This window comes from Mycobacterium numidiamassiliense (genome assembly GCF_900157365.1).
In the GTDB taxonomy this organism is placed as follows: Bacteria; Actinomycetota; Actinomycetes; order Mycobacteriales; family Mycobacteriaceae; genus Mycobacterium; species Mycobacterium numidiamassiliense.
Window position 1 is genome coordinate 1,744,864 of sequence record NZ_FUEZ01000004.1, and the last position, 17,059, is coordinate 1,761,922.

General features: G+C 67.5%; 18 protein-coding genes. 13 read left to right on the plus strand and 5 right to left on the minus strand.

The annotated features are described in order from the left end of the window. Nucleotides 1–23 precede the first annotated feature (23 nt). Together MNAB215_RS16960 and MNAB215_RS16965 are read left to right on the plus strand one after the other, a co-directional pair. A complete protein-coding gene (locus MNAB215_RS16960; protein WP_077079861.1) occupies nt 24–1,199 on the plus strand; it encodes an acyl-CoA dehydrogenase family protein in 1,176 nt (391 codons plus the stop codon). Between the two features lie 49 nt (nt 1,200–1,248). Next, entirely contained in the window at nt 1,249–2,403 is a 1,155-nt protein-coding gene (locus tag MNAB215_RS16965) for a cystathionine gamma-synthase (RefSeq protein WP_077079862.1), read from the plus strand. On the opposite strand, the gene greA is transcribed toward MNAB215_RS16965, so the two are convergent. Together greA and MNAB215_RS16975 are read right to left on the minus strand one after the other, a co-directional pair. Continuing rightward, nucleotides 2,404–2,898: a transcription elongation factor GreA gene (gene greA / locus MNAB215_RS16970; protein ID WP_077082090.1), complete on the minus strand. Its 495-nt coding sequence runs from the start codon at nt 2,896–2,898 to the stop codon at nt 2,404–2,406. Between the two features lie 215 nt (nt 2,899–3,113). Beyond that, on the minus strand, nt 3,114–3,548 hold the full coding sequence (locus MNAB215_RS16975) for a DUF4307 domain-containing protein (protein ID WP_077079863.1): 435 nt from the start codon (nt 3,546–3,548) through the stop codon (nt 3,114–3,116). Between the two features lie 116 nt (nt 3,549–3,664). Here MNAB215_RS16975 and mca point away from each other — a divergent pair, with 116 nt between their 5' ends. The 4 genes from mca to MNAB215_RS16995 are packed head-to-tail and all read left to right on the plus strand — an operon-like array spanning nt 3,665 to nt 7,233. After that, nucleotides 3,665–4,537: a mycothiol conjugate amidase Mca gene (mca, locus tag MNAB215_RS16980; RefSeq protein WP_077079864.1), complete on the plus strand. Its 873-nt coding sequence runs from the start codon at nt 3,665–3,667 to the stop codon at nt 4,535–4,537. Next, nucleotides 4,534–4,824: a hypothetical protein gene (locus MNAB215_RS16985; RefSeq protein ID WP_077079865.1), complete on the plus strand. Its 291-nt coding sequence runs from the start codon at nt 4,534–4,536 to the stop codon at nt 4,822–4,824. Before mca ends, MNAB215_RS16985 begins: the two co-directional genes overlap by 4 nt. After that, nucleotides 4,811–6,823, plus strand: a complete 2,013-nt coding sequence (locus MNAB215_RS16990) for a thioredoxin domain-containing protein (protein ID WP_077079866.1) — start codon at nt 4,811–4,813, stop codon at nt 6,821–6,823. Before MNAB215_RS16985 ends, MNAB215_RS16990 begins: the two co-directional genes overlap by 14 nt. Nucleotides 6,824–6,837: 14 nt before the next feature. Further along, on the plus strand, nt 6,838–7,233 hold the full coding sequence (locus MNAB215_RS16995; protein WP_077079867.1) for a nuclear transport factor 2 family protein: 396 nt from the start codon (nt 6,838–6,840) through the stop codon (nt 7,231–7,233). 4 nt (nt 7,234–7,237) lie between these two features. Here the strand turns inward: MNAB215_RS16995 and trhA are convergent, their stop codons facing one another. Further along, nucleotides 7,238–7,975: a PAQR family membrane homeostasis protein TrhA gene (trhA, locus tag MNAB215_RS17000; protein ID WP_077079868.1), complete on the minus strand. Its 738-nt coding sequence runs from the start codon at nt 7,973–7,975 to the stop codon at nt 7,238–7,240. A 179-nt stretch (nt 7,976–8,154) separates the two neighbouring features. On the opposite strand from trhA, the gene MNAB215_RS17005 reads away from it, so the two are divergent. Continuing rightward, on the plus strand, nt 8,155–8,943 hold the full coding sequence (locus MNAB215_RS17005) for a (2Z,6E)-farnesyl diphosphate synthase (RefSeq protein ID WP_077079869.1): 789 nt from the start codon (nt 8,155–8,157) through the stop codon (nt 8,941–8,943). 44 nt (nt 8,944–8,987) lie between these two features. Then, nucleotides 8,988–10,373, plus strand: a complete 1,386-nt coding sequence (locus MNAB215_RS17010) for a hypothetical protein (RefSeq protein ID WP_077079870.1) — start codon at nt 8,988–8,990, stop codon at nt 10,371–10,373. Between the two features lie 36 nt (nt 10,374–10,409). Here the strand turns inward: MNAB215_RS17010 and MNAB215_RS30545 are convergent, their stop codons facing one another. Continuing rightward, on the minus strand, nt 10,410–10,538 hold the full coding sequence (locus MNAB215_RS30545; protein WP_281253331.1) for a hypothetical protein: 129 nt from the start codon (nt 10,536–10,538) through the stop codon (nt 10,410–10,412). A 169-nt stretch (nt 10,539–10,707) separates the two neighbouring features. On the opposite strand from MNAB215_RS30545, the gene MNAB215_RS17015 reads away from it, so the two are divergent. After that, a complete protein-coding gene (locus tag MNAB215_RS17015) occupies nt 10,708–11,124 on the plus strand; it encodes a hypothetical protein (protein WP_077079871.1) in 417 nt (138 codons plus the stop codon). Between the two features lie 105 nt (nt 11,125–11,229). Here MNAB215_RS17015 and coaA read toward each other — a convergent pair whose 3' ends face one another. Further along, on the minus strand, nt 11,230–12,168 hold the full coding sequence (gene coaA, locus MNAB215_RS17020; RefSeq protein WP_077079872.1) for a type I pantothenate kinase: 939 nt from the start codon (nt 12,166–12,168) through the stop codon (nt 11,230–11,232). A gap of 115 nt (nt 12,169–12,283) precedes the next feature. Here coaA and glyA point away from each other — a divergent pair, with 115 nt between their 5' ends. The 4 genes from glyA to MNAB215_RS17040 all read left to right on the plus strand — a co-directional run bounded on the left by glyA (nt 12,284) and on the right by MNAB215_RS17040 (nt 16,983). Beyond that, entirely contained in the window at nt 12,284–13,564 is a 1,281-nt protein-coding gene (gene glyA, locus MNAB215_RS17025) for a serine hydroxymethyltransferase (RefSeq protein WP_077082091.1), read from the plus strand. A gap of 81 nt (nt 13,565–13,645) precedes the next feature. After that, nucleotides 13,646–14,473: an acyl-ACP desaturase gene (locus MNAB215_RS17030; protein WP_077082092.1), complete on the plus strand. Its 828-nt coding sequence runs from the start codon at nt 13,646–13,648 to the stop codon at nt 14,471–14,473. Nucleotides 14,474–14,724: 251 nt separating this feature from the next. Further along, nucleotides 14,725–16,026 carry an RNA 5'-3' helicase PhoH2 gene (phoH2, locus tag MNAB215_RS17035; protein WP_077079873.1) on the plus strand — a complete coding sequence of 434 codons (1,302 nt, stop codon included), beginning with the start codon at nt 14,725–14,727 and terminating at the stop codon, nt 16,024–16,026. Between the two features lie 81 nt (nt 16,027–16,107). Continuing rightward, complete coding sequence (locus MNAB215_RS17040; protein ID WP_077079874.1) at nt 16,108–16,983, plus strand: polysaccharide deacetylase family protein; 876 nt, start codon at nt 16,108–16,110, stop codon at nt 16,981–16,983. The last annotated feature ends 76 nt before the right edge of the window (nt 16,984–17,059 follow it).

A 17,059-nucleotide genomic window follows, 5' to 3' on the forward strand; every position in this document is an offset into this window, starting at 1 on the left:
CGCGAGCCGTTAAATGGAGGTCGATGGAGCTCACGTTCGGCGCCGAAGTCGAGTCATTCCGAGCCGATTTCGTCGCTTTCCTCGATGAACACCTGCCCGACGAGGCGGCCGCCGCCGAGCGGTCGCGGTCGACCGCGCACCTGCCGGAATGGGCGCGCAAGTGGCAGCGCCTGTTGTTCGACCACGGTTGGCTGCTGCCCGCCAACCCGCCGGAATTCGGCGGCCGCAACGCCGGCATTCTGCAGCTCTACGTGTACCGGGAAGAACTCTCCCGGCGGCGCATTTACCACTCGTTCAACCCGCAGGGCGTCGGGACCGTTGTGGCGTCTCTGCTGACCTTCGGCACCGACGAGCAAAAGCGGCGATGGGCGGTGCCGATTCTGCGGGCGGAGATGACGGCCTCGCTCGGCATGAGCGAGCCGGGGGCCGGGTCCGACCTGGCCGGCCTGCGCAGCAGGGCCGTCCCGGAGGGCGACCATTTCGTGGTCAATGGACACAAGCTGTGGACCTCGGGCGCCCACGACGCCGACGTGCTGCTCACTTTTGTGCGCACTGATCCTGACGCGCCCAAGCATCGGGGGATCAGCGTGCTGCTCATTCCCCGGGACGCTCCCGGCGTGTTGTGCCGCCCGTTTCCCGCGGTGTACGACCGCGACAACCTCGACTTCAACGAGGTGTTCCTGACCGATGTCCGGGTGCCTGCCGAGAATCTGGTCGGCCCACTGCACGGCGGCTGGCAGGTGGCCAACGGCTCGCTGATGCACGAGCGCACGCTGATGTGGATGGCGTTCGCCGACCGGCTCCGCGACCTGCTGGAGGACTTCCGTCCGCTGCGGGCCGTCGACCGCGATCGCTACGCCACCATCGCGATGGATACGCAGGCCCTGCGGCTGTTGGGGTCGGCGGCGTTGGCCCGCGAAGCCAGGGGCGAGGGCAATGGGGCGGGGATGTCGGTGCTCAAATTGCTGGGCTCGGAGGCCGAGCAGAACGCGGCTCGCTGTGCCCTGGACGCGGCCGGACTCGACGGTCTTGTCGACCCGACGATGACGGCGCCCTACAACCCCTACCGTCCTGAGGTGTTCACCGCCGGCTGGTTCGCGCGCTATATCGGCACGTTCGCGGGCACCACGGCCGGGGGCACCTCGGAGATCCAGCGCAACATCATCGCCGAACGGCTACTGGGCCTACCGAGAAGTTGAGCCAACGGCCGGCGATGGGCGCGCCGGCCACTCACTAAGCTGATCGTCGATGAGCGAAAACCACGAAATCACCGGCCTGGCCACCAAAGCCATTCACGCCGGCTATCGCCCCGATCCGGCGACCGGGGCGGTGAACGCTCCGATCTACGCGAGCAGCACCTTCGCCCAAGACGGTGTCGGCGGCTTGCGCGGGGGATTCGAGTACGCGCGCACCGGCAACCCGACGCGGGCGGCGCTGGAGGCCTCGCTGGCCGCGGTGGAAGAGGGCAGATTCGGCCGGGCCTTCAGCTCCGGGATGGCCGCCACCGACTGTGCCCTGCGGGCCATCCTGCGGCCGGGCGACCACATCGTCATCCCCAACGACGCCTACGGCGGCACCTTCCGGCTCATCGACAAGGTCTTCACGAAGTGGAACGTCGAGCACACACCGGTCGCACTGTCGGATCTGGACGCCGTTGCCGCCGCGATCACCCCGAAGACCCGGCTGATCTGGGTGGAAACCCCGACCAATCCGCTGCTGTCCATCGCCGACATTGCGGCGATCGCCCAAATCGGTGGCACAAATGCGGCAAAGGTCTTGGTGGACAACACCTTTGCCTCGCCCGCCTTGCAACAGCCGTTGACGCTGGGTGCCGACGTCGTGCTGCACTCGACCACCAAGTACATCGGCGGCCACTCCGACGTGGTGGGCGGTGCGTTGGTCACCAACGACGAAGAGCTGGACGAGGCCTTCGCCTTCTTGCAGAACGGGGCCGGTGCGGTGCCGGGCCCGTTCGACGCCTACCTTACGATCCGCGGCCTCAAGACGTTGGTGCTAAGGATGCAGCGACACAGCGAAAACGCTTCCGCCGTAGCCGAATTCCTCGCCGGGCACCCCGCGGTCAACACGGTGCTGTACCCGGGTCTGCCCGGCCACCCTGGACACGGTGTCGCCGCTCGGCAGATGAACGGCTTCGGCGGCATGGTGTCGGTGCGGATGCGCGGCGGCCGGGCCGCGGCCGAGGAGCTGTGCGCGCGCACCCGCGTGTTCATCCTTGCCGAATCGTTGGGCGGGGTGGAGTCGCTGATCGAGCAGCCCAGCGCCATGACGCACGCGTCGACGGCCGGTTCGCAACTCGAAGTGCCCGACGACCTGGTGCGGCTGTCGGTCGGCATCGAAGACATCGCCGACCTGCTGGCCGATCTCGAACGGGCGCTGGCCTAACTAGGAGTGGTAGGGCTCCGCGCTGATCAACGTGACCTCGACGGTGTTTCCGTTGGGCACGGTGTAGCTGCGGGTCTCGCCCTCCTTGGCATCGATCAGGGCGGCGCCCAGCGGTGAGTTCGGCGAATACACCTCGAGCTTGCCCTCGTTGACGCCCTCCTGGCGGGTGGCGATCAGGAAGGTCTCGGTGTCGGACTTGTCGCCGTTGTAGTAGACCTTCACCACCGAACCGGGCAGCGCGACGCCGGACTGCTTGGGTGCCTCGCCGACCTTGGCGTTGTTGAGCAGGTCCTGCAGCGAGCGGATGCGGGCCTCTTGCTGGCCCTGCTCCTCGCGGGCGGCGTGATAACCGCCGTTCTCGCGCAGGTCACCCTCCTCGCGGCGGTCGTTGATTTCCGCGGCGATGACGGGACGATTGGCGATCAACTGATCGAGCTCGGCCTTCAGCCGGTCATGTGATTCCTGGGTCAGCCAGGTCACCTGAGTGTCGGTCATGTCGTCGTGCTCCTCGTCTTGTTGTTCCGCGTATCCGCGTAAGCCTGTGGGCCCCGTCGTCGGGGCGTATCCGGGTCCCACCCGGTGCTGCCGTTCCGTCCGCCCACGGCCTTTAATGCAGCAATACACGGTCCCAATAGGAACCGTGCATTCACCCATGTTACCACTGTGGAAACAGCTAATGACGCCATTCGCGGTCCGCCTTCGTTTTGAACTCAGGCCGCGCGCAGGTAGCCGGGCACATCGGTGCCGCATCCGTAGACGTCGGCCATCGCCGGCGGTCGCGACGATTTCATCGTCGTGGTTACCTGCACCGTGGCCGCGGTGGACGGCGCGACCAGGACCTCACGCCGACCGGTTTCGCTGCCGTCTTTCGAGCGAACCCGCACGATGCAGTCCACCGGCCGCGACGGATCGGATCGCGTCACGCTGATTGTCACCGCCGCCGTCTCCTGGTCGATCACCTGATAGCCGGCCAGGGAGCCGGAGACATCGCTGGTGCCCAGCCGCTGATAACCGATGACGGCGACGGCCATGCCCGCCGCGACGACCAGCACGCCCAGCACGATCGCCGCCCGACGCCGCGACGGGCGCGACAACCGGGTACGCCCGTAGCGGGCGTCGGGACGTGGAATGGAAGTCTGCGTCATAGGAGTTTCACAACCGCACTGTTGGCTGCCGGACCCCGGCCGCCAGGATGGTAACGATCGGGAACTGGAATTATAGGGTCACACCCGCGGAAACGGCAGACCAATGAAGGGGGCACGTGAGCGAGCTTCGGCTGATGGCGGTGCACGCCCACCCCGACGACGAGTCCAGCAAGGGCGCGGCCACCCTGGCCCGTTACGCCGACGAGGGTCATCGCGTCCTGGTGGTCACGCTGACCGGCGGCGAGCGCGGCGACATTCTCAATCCGGCAATGGACCTGCCCGACGTGCGCGAGCACATCGCCGAGATCCGCCGCGACGAGATGGCCAAGGCCGCCGAGATCCTGGGGGTCGAGCACACCTGGCTCGGCTTCATCGACTCCGGCCTGCCCACCGGCGACCCGCCGCCCCCGCTGCCCGAGGACTGCTTCGCGCTGGTGCCGCTGGAGGTGGCCGCCGAGGCGCTGGTGCGGGTGGTTCGCGACTTCCGGCCGCACGTGATGACCACCTACGACGAGAACGGTGGCTATCCCCATCCCGATCACATTCGCTGCCACCAGGTTTCGGTCGCGGCCTACGAGGCGGCCGCCGACTATTGCCGCTTCCCGGACGCCGGCGAGCCCTGGGCGGTGGCCAAGCTCTACTACAACCACGGCTTCCTGCGGGCGCGGATGCAGCTGCTGCACGACGAGGCCATCAAGCATGGTCAAGAGGCCCCGTTCAAGAAGTGGCTCGAGCACTGGGATCCCGCGCACGACCCGTTCGCATCGCGGGTGACCACCCGTGTCGAATGCTCGAAATATTTCGGCCAGCGCGACGACGCGCTGCGCGCGCACGCCTCCCAGATCGACCCGAATCACGACTTCTTCGCCGCTCCCCTTTCGTGGCAGGAGCGGCTGTGGCCGACCGAGGAATACGAATTGGCCCGATCCCGCGTGCCGGCCCACATACCCGAGACGGATCTCTTCGCCGGAATCGAGAACAACGCGTGAGTCACCTTTTGCTCACAGTGATTGCGGACGGGGCGCCGCACAACAACGGGCCGGATTTCGGCAAGGCCAGCCCGCTGGGTCTGCTGGTGGTCGTGCTGCTGCTGATCGCCACCCTGTTCTTACTGCGATCGATGAACCGGCAACTGAAAAAGGTGCCCGAATCGTTCGACCCCCAGCACCCCGAGCCCGACCAAGCCGCCGACGAGGGCACCGACACGGTCGGGCAGAACCCCGGGCAGACGAATGGGCAGCCGGCGCCGGGGAAGCCGGACGATGAGCCCGGCTGACTCGTCGTCGGCGACCAACACCCTCGGGCTGGCCACCAGCCCGTATCTGCGTCAGCACGCCGACAACCCGGTGCACTGGCAGCAGTGGACGCCGCAGGCGCTGGCGCAAGCCGCCGCCCGCGATGTGCCGATCCTGCTGTCGATCGGCTACGCCGCATGCCATTGGTGTCACGTGATGGCCCACGAATCGTTCGAGGACGACGAGGTGGCCGCGGCGATGAACGCGGGATTCGTCTGCATCAAGGTCGACCGCGAGGAACGCCCGGACATCGACGCGGTGTACATGAACGCCACCGTCGCGCTGACCGGGCACGGCGGCTGGCCGATGACATGCTTCCTGACCCCCGACGGCCGGCCTTTCTTCTGTGGCACCTATTACCCGAAAGAGGGCTTCCTGCAGCTTCTTTCGGCTGTCAGCGACACGTGGCAGAGCCGTCGCGGTGAGGTCGAGGAGGCCGGCGACCACATCGTCGGCGAGTTGCGCAAGGTCTCGGCCGGTCTGCCTTCCGGGGGCCCGAACGTCGCTCCCGAGCTGTGTGATCACGCCGTCGCGACCGTGCTGCGCGAACAGGACACGGTGCACGGCGGCTTCGGTGGCGCGCCGAAATTCCCGCCGTCGGCGTTGCTCGAGGCGCTGCTGCGCCACTACGAGCGCACCGGATCGCCGGCCGCGCTGCACGCCGTCGCCCAGGCCGGCAACGCCATGGCACGCGGCGGCATCTATGACCAACTTGCCGGCGGCTTCGCCCGCTACAGCGTCGACAATGCCTGGGTCATACCGCATTTCGAGAAGATGCTGTACGACAATGCGCTACTGCTGCGTGCCTACGCGCACTGGGCCCGGCGCACCGCGGATCCGTTGGCGCGCCGCGTCGCCCGCGATACCGCGAACTTTCTGCTCGACGACCTGGCCGACGGCGACCTGTTCGTCTCGTCCCTGGATGCCGACGCGGACGGCCGCGAGGGCTCGACCTACGTATGGACGCCCGAGCAGCTGACCGAGGTTCTCGGTGACGACGACGGCCGTTGGGCCGCAGGTGTTTTCGCCGTCACCGAGGACGGCACCTTCGAGCACGGGGCGTCGGTGCTGCAGGCCCCCGCAGACGTCGACGAGCAACGGCTGCAACGCATCCGGGCCGCGCTGCTGACCGCCCGGCGCATCCGGATTCAGCCCGGACGCGACGACAAAGTGATCACCTCGTGGAACGGGCTGGCGATCACCGCGCTGGCCGAGGCCAGCGTTGCCCTGGACGAACCCGAATTCGCCCATGCCGCGAGGCGCTGCGCGACGGCGCTGCTGGACAGCCACGTCGTCGCCGGCCGGCTGCGACGGGCCAGCCTGGGTGGCGTGGTCGGCGAAAGCGCCGCCATCCTCGAAGACCACGCCATGCTGGCCAGCGGGCTGCTTGCGCTCTATCAGCTCACCGCCGACCAGGCGTGGCTGACGGCGGCAAGCGACTTGCTCGACACCGCGCTGGCGCACTTCGCGGACCCGCACCAACCCGGCCGCTGGTATGACACCGCCGACGACGCCGAGCAGCTGATGCTGCGGCCCGCCGACCCGGTGGACGGGGCGACGCCGTCGGGCGCGTCGACGATCACCGAAGCGCTGCTGACCGCGGCGCATCTGGTCGAAGACGAGCGCGCTCAGCGCTACCTGCACGCGGCGGGCGTTGCGCTGCAAGCGCATTCGGTGCTGCTGGCGGGGGCCCCGCGGTCGGCTGGGCATTGGCTGGCCGTCGCCGAAGCCGCGGTCCGCGGGCCCCTGCAGATCGCCGTCGCCGGTGACCCGTCGCGGTCGGCGCTGCTGGCCGAGGCGCGCCGACTCGCCCCCGGCGGGGCGATCGTCGTCGGCGGGCAAGCGGACTCGTCGGTGCCGCTGGCCGGCCGCAACCGCATCGCCGATGCCGACGCCGCCTACGTGTGCCGCGGCCGGGTCTGCGATCTGCCCGTCACGACGGCAGCGGAACTGGCCGGCGCCCTCGGGGTGCCCGGGTAGTAGCGTTGCGTCCCATGCCGACTGCCGACGACAAGGTCCAAGCGATCACCGACACGGTCAACCGCTACATCGCGCTCCTCGGCGACGGCGACGTGGACGGGTTGGTCAGCCTGTACGCCGACGACGCCACGGTCGAGGACCCGGTCGGCGGAGAGGTCCACATCGGCAGCCAGGCGATCAAGGGGTTCTACTCGGCTCTCGGTTTTCAAGAAGCCAACGTCGACCGGTCCGCCGAGCTGGTCTCGCTGCGGGTCGCCGGCAACGAGGCGGCTTTTCATTTCCGATTGATCGTGGCCGCCGGCGACAGCAAGATCCGCATCGAGCCGATCGACACCATGGTCTTCAATGACGACGGCAAGGTCAGCGCGATGAAGGCCTACTGGTCGGCGGCCGACGTCACCCAGCTGTAGCGGGCTAGAACACCACAAACCACATCGCGATGTAGTGGCAGATCGCCGCGACCGCGGTGCAGGCGTGGAAGAACTCGTGGTAGCCGAATGTCGACGGCCACGGGTCCGGCCAGCGCAGGGCGTAGAGGATGCCGCCGATGCTGTATAGCGCGCCGCCAACGAACAGCAGCACCATCGCGGCCACCCCGGCGTTGTGCAGGATCTCGCCGGTGTACCAGACCGCCACCCACCCCAGCAGGATGTAGAGCGGCACACCCACCCAGCGCGGCGCCGACGGCCACAACATCTTCAGCAGGATCCCGGCCGCCGCGCCACCCCAGACAATCCACAACACCACGTGTCCGTCGCGCGGCGATAGGGCCAACAGCGCGAACGGTGTGTAGCTGCCCGCGATGAACACGAAGATCATCGAGTGATCGGCCCGCTTCATCCATTTCTGGGCGGTCGCCGATCTCCAGTGCACGCGGTGATAGGTGGCGCTGACGGTGAACATGACGATCGTGGCCGCGGTGTAGAGCAGCGTCGCCAGGCCGGCGCGGGTCGATCCGGCCGCCCACGACACCGCGACCAGCGAAGCGCCGGCGAAGACGGCGATCCCGGCCGCGTACACGTGGATCCAGCCGCGGAATCGGGGTTTGGTCAGTACCCGGGCGACGCCGTCGACCAGGTGCTGCGTGGCGTTGGCCGCGAGTCCGTGCGGTTCGGGCTCGTCGGTGGTGGCCGTCCTGGTCTGGCCGCTCATGTCTCCTGCTGCCGTGTCGAGGTAGGCGGTGAAACTGCCCGCGCCGGATATCGCTCAACACTAGTGCGGCGCGCTCAATTGTCGACCAAGGGTCGACCAATTGTCGACGCCGAAATATCCGTGAGATTGCTGGAAGTGCACAACCGAATTCGTCGCGGCCCGCAGTAGGGTGGATCTTCGTGGAAGTTATCCCGCCGCGGCTCAAAAACCCGCTGTATCGCGTCTACGAGCTGCGGCTGCGCCAGGGTCTGTCCGCCTCCAGGTCCGAGCTTCCCCGCCACATCGCGGTGCTGTGCGACGGAAACCGGCGGTGGGCACGCGACGCGGGCTATGACGACGTCAGCTACGGCTACCGGATGGGTGCGGCAAAGATTGCCGAGATGCTGCGCTGGTGCGAGCAAGCCGGCATCGAGATGACCACCGTCTATCTGCTCTCTACCGAAAATCTGCAGCGCGACCCCGACGAGCTGGCCGCGCTCATCGAGATCATCACCGACGTCGTCGAGGAGATCTGCGCCCCGGCCAATCGCTGGAGCGTGCGCACCGTCGGCGATCTCGAGTTGCTCGGCGAGGAACCGGCGCGCCGGCTGCGCGGAGCGGTGGGGTCTACGCCGGAGGTGGCGCCTTTCCACGTCAACGTTGCGGTCGGCTACGGCGGCCGCCAGGAGATCGTCGATGCGGTTCGGGGACTGCTGAGCAAGGAACTCGCCAACGGCGCGACCGGCGAGGAACTCGTCGAGGCGGTGACCGTCGAGGCCATCTCGGAAAACCTGTACACCTATGGGCAGCCGGACCCCGACTTGGTGATCCGGACGTCGGGCGAGCAGCGGCTGTCCGGCTTTCTGTTGTGGCAGAGCGCGTACTCGGAGATGTGGTTCTGCGAAGCGCACTGGCCCGCATTCCGCCGAGTCGATTTTCTGCGTGCCCTGCGTGACTACACCCAGCGGCATCGCCGGTACGGCAAGTAGCTTCGCGGGCCTGCGCTGTCGGTGGCGCGTGCCACACTAGATGAATGGCTGCGCTGTCGGCGGTGGTTTTCACGCTGAGCGGGTGGCTCGGGTTATACCTGCTATCCCGTGATCCGCGTAAGCCTGTGCTGGTGTTGGCCGCCATCGGGTTGTGCGGCTTCGCGCTGGTGGTGGCCCTCGACGCCGTGCGCATCGCGAGCCTGACCCACGCCGGTCCGCTGAGCCGGCTCGAGATCTATCTGGTCGCACTGCCCAGCGTCGCGTGGTTTGCCGTGCTGATCGAGCTCGCCCGTCCTCGCGATCGTTGGCGGGCGCGCACGCGCGAGGTGCTGCTGGTGACTTTCGTCGGCGCGCTCACCCTGCTTGCCGCGATGATGGCCGGCAGCGTCGACGGGCCACTGCGCCCCGGTCACGTGCTGATGTTCGCCGTGATCTCGATCTCCACGCTCGGCGCGATGGGTGTTGCGCTGGTGCGCCGGCCCGTGCCGCAGACGTCGGCAGGCCGGCCCGGCCTGGGACTGGTCATCGTTGCGACGCTGTTCTTCGCGTTGGGCAACGCCATCCTGATCATTCCGCTCGGGCTGCTACCCAGTTGGCTGGCGCTGGCGTCGACGGGATTCGACGTGCTGCTGCTGGGCGTGGCGGTGGCGTTGTCGGATGCCTTCGACGAGGGCCAGGCGTTGCGCGCCGACATGCTGCGCTCGTTCATCGGCTGTTCGGCGGTGGCGTCGCTGTTCGGTGGGCAGGTGTTGATCGGCCTCGCGCTGACCCGCGATGGGTCCACTGCACAAACCGCGCTGACGGTGCTGTTGTTCACCACGCTGGCCGCCGCGGTGGCGGTGCAAGTACTGGCCGATCCGCTGGCCGGGGTGCTGGATCGGCTGGCGTTCTCGAAATCGCCTGCGTTGCGGGCTGATCGGGCCGCGCTGCGGCATACCGGGGCGGCGTTGCCGCTGCGTGCCGACGATCCGCTCGTCGATGTCGACGACGACACCTTCGCCAGGCTCACCCGCCGCGCCCTGGGCCACTATGGCGACCTGACCAAGCTGGTCGCCAGCCCACTGACCGCGCTGCCCGTGATCGACGAGCGATTGGCCGCCCGGGGTGCACCCGACCATCCGCTGGAGCGGGCCAACGAACTCAAGGCCGTGCTGGCCGATCACATCGGGCGACTCAAGCCGCGCGATGGCGGCGATTTCGGAACCACCGAGCAGTGGCGCTACTACAACGCGCTGTACTTCCCGTACGTCGTCGGGGTGCGTGCCTACGCGCAGAACGCCACCGCCTCCGGTCTGGATCCCACCGCCCGGCAGGCCTGGCAGTGGTTGGTCACCGAGGTGCCGCAGCGTTCGCTGCACAACTGGCAAAACGCCGCGGCCCGGCTCATCGCCGCCGACCTCCGCGGGCGCGTCGCCGTCCCCACCGACTAATCCAACGACACCACAGCTAATCCAGCGACACCACAGCTAATCCAGCGACACCACAGTCGCAAGGCGGCTGCTGGCGGCAACGTGCGGATCGCGGCCGGGGCCGGCAAGCACGTGTTGCTGATGGATTTCGTCATCCCCGAGCATGATCGCGACTCTCTGGGCCACAGGCTGGCGTCTAAATCCAGATTCGGCGCCGATCACGGGAATACGGCGAGGAAATCCCTGGTCATAGTTTGCGTGGCAGTAGTTGGCAGTGCCACGCGTCGATATGGCAGTGCTCTGGCGGCACGCTCAAACCTGTTCGACAAAATCCGCCATTGCGAGGAGAAATCACATGTCCGCTGTATCTGGCATACCGACCAGACACCTCTACGACTCGACCGACTCGTTGCTGCGTTTCGCCATGCGTGCTGATGCCACCGTCACGGGCCTGTGCGGCCTGGCCGTCGCCGTCGCCGCCGACCCGCTGTCGTCGATGACCGGTCTGACGTCCGGAACCGAATACGCCCTCGGCGCTTTCTTCGTGCTCTACGGGGTGGTCGTGTTCAGCCTGGCCGCGATGTCGAACCTGCGCAGCGTGGGGGTCGGCGTCGTCGCGGCCAACGTCGCCTGCACGCTGGGCGCCATCGTGGCCGCCGAGGCACTGCCGTTGACCGCGACCGGGGTGGCCGCGTCACTGGCCAGTGCCATCTACACCGCGACCTTCGCGGGGTTGCAGTACCTCGGGGTGCGCCGTCTGGCGACGGCGTAACTCCGTTCCCGCCGATGCGGGGCGCCTCCGCTTCACCCCCGCGGAGTGCGGCCCCGCATCGGCCGTTTCGGGGCACTTGTGAAGGCCTGCTCGGGGCCTGCCACGCTAGAGCTTGCGCAGGCGTAACCGGTTGATCGAGTGGTCGGCATCCTTGCGCAGCACCAGCGTGGCCCGCGGCCGGGTCGGCAGGATGTTCTCCACCAGGTTGGGCCGGTTGATCGAGCGCCAGATTTCGCGGGCGGCGGCGACGGCCTTGGTGTCGTTGAGGGCCGAGTAGTGGTGGAAGTGCGATTCCGGGTCGGCGAACGCGGTGCTGCGCATGGCCAGGAAGCGCGACACGTACCACTGCTCGATGTCTTCGATGCGGGCGTCCACATACAGCGAGAAGTCGAAGAGGTCCGACACCATCAGCGTCGGGCCGGTCTGCAAAACGTTGAGACCCTCCAGGATCAGGATGTCGGGGTGCCGGACGATGTGCTTGGCCCCGGGGATGACGTCGTAGCGCAGGTGCGAGTACACCGGGGCGCACACGTAATCGGAACCGGATTTGACCGAGGTCACGAACCGCATCAGCGCCCTGCGGTTGTAGCTCTCCGGAAAGCCCTTGCGGTGCATGAGGTTTCGCCGTTCCAATTCGGCATTGCCGTAGAGAAAGCCGTCGGTGGTGACCAGGTCGACGCGGGGGTGATGATCCCAGCGGGCCAGCAGCGCCTGCAGCACACGGGCGGTGGTCGACTTCCCGACCGCCACGCTGCCTGCGACACCGATGATGAAGGGCACCGGCCGGTCCGGGTTTTGTTGCGGTTCGCCGAGGAACTCCGAGGTCGCCGCGAAAAGTCGCTGTCGGGCGGCGACCTGAAGGTGAATGAGCCGGGACAGTGGCAGATATACCTCTTCGACCTCGAGCAGGTCGATTTGCTCACCCAGACCACGCAGGCCGACGAGTTCCTCTTCGCTGAGGGCCAGAGGCGTCGACATGCGCAGCGCGCGCCACTGCTTTCGGTCGAACTCCACATAGGGGCTCGGCTCGCTCAGCCGCGACATAGTGCCAGTGTGGCAGGGACGAACACACGCCCGGCGGCTGGGCTGGGCAAAACCGTCGCTCGATAGACTGGCGCCCGTGACCGCTGCACCTGACGCCCGTACCACCTCGTCCCTGATGTCCGCTTCGCTCGCCGAAGTCGACCCGGATATCGCCGACTTGCTCGGCAAAGAGCTTGGCCGGCAACGCGACACCCTGGAGATGATCGCGTCGGAGAACTTCGTGCCGCGTTCGGTGCTGCAGGCCCAGGGCAGCGTGCTGACCAACAAGTACGCGGAGGGCCTGCCCGGCAGGCGCTACTACGGCGGGTGCGAGCACGTCGACGTGGTGGAGAACATCGCCCGCGACCGCGCCAAAGCGCTGTTCGGCGCCGACTTCGCCAACGTGCAGCCGCATTCGGGTGCCCAGGCCAACGCTGCGGTGCTGCACGCGCTGATGTCGCCGGGCGAGCGGCTGCTGGGCCTGGACCTCGCCAACGGCGGTCACCTGACCCACGGCATGAAGCTCAACTTCTCGGGCAAGTTGTACGAGAACGCCTTCTACGGCGTCGACCCGACCACGCATCTGGTCGACATGGATGTGGTGCGGGCCCAGGCGCTCGAGTTCCGTCCCAAGGTCATCATCGCCGGCTGGTCGGCCTACCCACGGATTCTGGACTTCGCGGCGTTCCGGTCGATCGCCGACGAGGTCGACGCCAAGTTGTGGGTCGACATGGCGCACTTCGCGGGTCTGGTCGCGGTTGGGCTGCACCCCTCCCCGGTGCCGCACGCGGACGTGGTGTCCACCACCATTCACAAAACCCTCGGCGGGGGCCGCTCCGGCATGATCCTGGGCAAGCAGGAGTACGCCAAGTCCATCAACTCCGCGGTGTTCCCCGGCCAGCAGGGCGGGCCGCTCATGCACATCATCGCGGGCAAGGCGGTCGCGCTGAAGATCGCGGGCACCCCGGAATTCGCCGAGCGCCAGCAGCGCACGCTGTCCGGCGCGCGGATCCTGGCCGAGCGACTGCAGGCCGCTGACGTCGCCAAGGCCGGTGTGTCGGTGGTCAGCGGTGGCACCGACGTCCACCTGGTGCTGGTCGACCTGCGCAACTCCCTGCTGGACGGCCAGGCCGCCGAGGACCTGCTGCACGAGGCGGGCATCACCGTCAACCGCAACGCCGTCCCCAATGACCCGCGGCCGCCGATGGTGACCTCGGGCCTGCGGATCGGAACACCGGCGCTGGCCACCCGCGGCTTCGGTGACGCCGAGTTCGCCGAGGTCGCAGACATCATCGCCACCGCACTGGCGGCAGGCACCTCGGCCGATGTTTCGGGCCTGCGCGACCGGGTTACCCGGCTGGCCAGAGAATTCCCGCTCTACGAGGGACTCGAGGACTGGTCCCTGGTCGGGCGGTAGTCGGCCGGGCGGGCCCGCGATTCGCCGCGACACGGCGCGGCGAATTTCGTAGAACCTGTGTACGGGGGTTACAGTTACTTCATGGCACAGAAACCTGTCGCTAATGCGCTGACGCTGGAACTCGAGCCGCTCGTCGAAGCGGAAATGGCGCGCCACCTCGGCACCGATGAGACGTGGTTCGCCCACGACTTCGTACCGTTCGACCGTGGCGAGAACTTCGCCTTCCTCGGTGGGCGCGACTGGGATCCGTCCCAGGCGACGTTGCCGAGGCAGTTCACCGACGCGTGCGAAATCCTGCTGCTGCTTAAAGACAACCTCGCCGGACACCACCGCGAGTTGGTTGACCACTTCATCCTCGAGGATTATTGGGGCCGCTTTCTCGGTCGGTGGACCGGGGAAGAGCATCTGCACGCCATCGCGCTACGCGAATACCTGGTGGTGACTCGCGAGGTCGACCCGACCGCCAACGAAGAGGCGCGGGTCCAGTACGTGATGAAGGGTTATCGGGCCGACACGTACACCCAGGTCGAAACCCTGGTGTATATGGCGTTCACCGAGCGCACCCACGCTGTCTTCTGCCGCAACCTGGCCGCTCAGCTCGAGGAGCCGATCCTGGCCGGACTCATCGACCGGATCGCCCGCGACGAGGCGCGCCACGAACTCCTGTTCTCCAACCTCGTCGCGCATTGCCTCGAATACACCCGCGACGAGACAATCGCCGCGATTGCCGCCCGCGCGGCCGATCTTGAAGTTGTCGGCGCCGACATCGACTCCTACGCGGACAAGGTGCAAAACGTCGCTGACGCCGGAATTTTCGGCGTCCAGGACCTGCGTCAGGCGATCTCGGATCGCATCGTTGCCTGGGGAGTGGCCGACGAGCCGCAACTCCGGCAATTCGTCGTCGGCTGAGCCGATAGACGCGCCCGACAGGGCTGCCCGCTTCCTCAACGCCGCTCGCTGAGTCGACGTTCGGCGCGCCTGCGCGGCGGCAAAGCGGCGACGAGAGTAGCGTCGTTCTCGATGGTCAGCGTCATGCTTTGCTGCCAGGGCGGCACCTCCCGTCACGCCGAGGGAAGGACCGGCCCCGGTCCTCGTGTCGCAGTTCCCGCCGACATGCCTGTGCGGGTCCGCACGGGCTTATTCCGCCCGAGGAGCAATTCGTGACCGAACTCCGGACCTACGTGATCGACACCTCCGTGCTGCTGTCCGACCCGTGGGCTTGCAGCCGCTTCGCCGAGCACGAGGTGGTGGTCCCGTTGGTGGTGATCAGCGAACTGGAGGCCAAACGCCATCATCATGAGCTGGGCTGGTTCGCCCGGCAGGCGCTGCGTCTGTTCGACGATCTTCGGTTGGAGCACGGACGGCTGGATCAGCCGATTCCCGTTGGGACACAAGGCGGTACGCTGCACGTCGAGCTCAACCACACCGACCCGACGGTGCTTCCCGCCGGTTTCCGCACCGACAGCAACGACTCGCGGATCCTGAGCTGCGCGGCCAACCTCGCGGCCGAGGGCAAGCGGGTTACGTTGGTGAGCAAGGACATTCCCCTTCGCGTCAAGGCGGCCGCGGTTGGCCTGGCCGCCGACGAATACCACGCGCAGGACGTGGTGGCATCCGGCTGGTCTGGGATGCAGGAGATCGAGGTCGCGACCGAGGAGATCGACGCGCTGTTCGCCGACGGCGAGATCGACCTGGTCGAAGCTCGAGACCTGCCCTGCCACACCGGGATTCGGCTGCTGGGCGGCAGTTCGCATGCGCTGGGCCGGGTCACCGCGGCCAAACGCGTGCAACTGGTGCGCGGTGACCGTGAGGTGTTCGGTTTGCGTGGCCGCTCTGCCGAGCAGCGCGTCGCGCTCGACCTGCTGCTCGACGAGTCGGTGGGCATCGTGTCGCTGGGCGGCAAGGCCGGCACCGGCAAGTCCGCCCTGGCGTTGTGCGCGGGTCTCGAGGCGGTCCTGGAACGGCGCACCCAGCGCAAGGTCGTGGTCTTCCGCCCCCTCTACGCCGTGGGCGGCCAGGAGCTGGGCTACCTGCCCGGCAGCGAGAGCGAAAAGATGGGGCCCTGGGCGCAGGCCGTCTTCGACACCCTCGAAGGGCTGGCCAGCCCGGCGGTGCTGGAGGAAGTGCTGGCGCGGGGCATGCTCGAGGTGTTGCCGCTGACCCACATCCGGGGTCGCTCGCTGCACGACTCGTTCGTCATCGTCGACGAAGCGCAATCGCTGGAACGCAACGTTCTGCTGACCGTGTTGTCGCGGCTCGGGACTGGCTCGCGGGTCGTGCTGACCCACGACATCGCCCAGCGGGACAACCTGCGCGTGGGCCGTCACGACGGCGTTGCGGCGGTGATCGAGAAGCTCAAGGGCCACCCCCTGTTCGCGCACATCACCCTGCTGCGCAGCGAGCGCTCGCCGATCGCGGCCCTGGTCACTGAGATGCTCGAGGAGATCGCCGGACCGCACTGAGCGGGCTCTGGCCTGGGCTTTACCGTGCGGGGAGGCCCTCGGCTGCCGGATCGCACCCCCGCGGCCGGGTAGGCTTTCTGGATGCCGAAGCGACCCGACAGCCAAGCCTGGCGCTACTGGCGGACCGTATTTGGCGTGGTGGCCGCCGGTGCGGTGTTGGTGATCGGCGGCCTGACGGGTCACGTCACCCGGGCGGACAGCCTGAACTGCTCGGTGGTCAAGTGCGTCGCGCTGACGTTCGACGACGGGCCGGGCCCGTTCGACGAGCGGCTGCTGCAAATCCTCAAGGACAACGACGCCAAAGCCACCTTCTTTCTCATCGGCAACAAGGTGGCGGCCAACCCGGCGGGAGCCAAGCGCATCGCCGATGCCGGTATGGAGATCGGTAGTCACACCTGGGAACACCCCAACATGGCGACGATCCCGCCCAACGACATCGCCGGGCAGTTCTCCAGGGCCAACGATGCGATCAACTCGGCAATCGGCCGGAACCCGACGCTGTACCGCCCCGCCGGCGGGCTATCCACTCCTGAAGTGCGTCAAACCGCCGCGCGCTACGGCCTAGCCGAAATCCTTTGGGATGTAATACCTTTCGATTGGGCGAACGACTCGAACACGGCGGCGACCCGATTCATGCTGATGACGTACATCAAGCCGGGTTCGGTGGTGCTGTTCCATAACACGTACTCGAGCACCGTTGATCTGGTCTACCAGTTCATTCCGGTGCTCAAGGCGAACGGCTACCGGCTGGTGACGGTTAGCGAGTTGCTGGGGCCCCGGGCGCCGGGCAGCAGCTACGGGAGCCGGGAAAACGGTCCGCCCGTCAACGACCTGCACGACATCCCGGCGGGCGAGATCCCGACCTTGCCCAATACGCCTTCGCCCAAGCCGATGCCGAATTTCCCCATCACCGATATCCCGGGCCAGAATTCCGGCGGGCCGAACAACGGTGCGTGATCGGCGCGCGGCTACCTTTAGAGAGTGATCAAGGCGGGCGGGCTGCGCGCATCGCGTGAGCCGGCGGCGACAGCCG

Bases quoted from the DNA above. Each gene is read 5' to 3' on its own strand.
- MNAB215_RS16960 (WP_077079861.1), top strand. From the start codon at position 24: ATGGAGCTCACGTTCGGCGCCGAAGTCGAGTCATTCCGAGCCGATTTC.
- MNAB215_RS16965 (WP_077079862.1), top strand. From the start codon at position 1,249: ATGAGCGAAAACCACGAAATCACCGGCCTGGCCACCAAAGCCATTCAC.
- greA (WP_077082090.1), bottom strand. From the start codon at position 2,898: ATGACCGACACTCAGGTGACCTGGCTGACCCAGGAATCACATGACCGG.
- MNAB215_RS16975 (WP_077079863.1), bottom strand. From the start codon at position 3,548: ATGACGCAGACTTCCATTCCACGTCCCGACGCCCGCTACGGGCGTACC.
- MNAB215_RS16990 (WP_077079866.1), top strand. From the start codon at position 4,811: ATGAGCCCGGCTGACTCGTCGTCGGCGACCAACACCCTCGGGCTGGCC.
- MNAB215_RS16995 (WP_077079867.1), top strand. From the start codon at position 6,838: ATGCCGACTGCCGACGACAAGGTCCAAGCGATCACCGACACGGTCAAC.
- trhA (WP_077079868.1), bottom strand. From the start codon at position 7,975: ATGAGCGGCCAGACCAGGACGGCCACCACCGACGAGCCCGAACCGCAC.
- MNAB215_RS17010 (WP_077079870.1), top strand. From the start codon at position 8,988: ATGGCTGCGCTGTCGGCGGTGGTTTTCACGCTGAGCGGGTGGCTCGGG.
- MNAB215_RS17015 (WP_077079871.1), top strand. From the start codon at position 10,708: ATGTCCGCTGTATCTGGCATACCGACCAGACACCTCTACGACTCGACC.
- coaA (WP_077079872.1), bottom strand. From the start codon at position 12,168: ATGTCGCGGCTGAGCGAGCCGAGCCCCTATGTGGAGTTCGACCGAAAG.
- glyA (WP_077082091.1), top strand. From the start codon at position 12,284: ATGTCCGCTTCGCTCGCCGAAGTCGACCCGGATATCGCCGACTTGCTC.
- MNAB215_RS17030 (WP_077082092.1), top strand. From the start codon at position 13,646: ATGGCACAGAAACCTGTCGCTAATGCGCTGACGCTGGAACTCGAGCCG.
- MNAB215_RS17040 (WP_077079874.1), top strand. From the start codon at position 16,108: ATGCCGAAGCGACCCGACAGCCAAGCCTGGCGCTACTGGCGGACCGTA.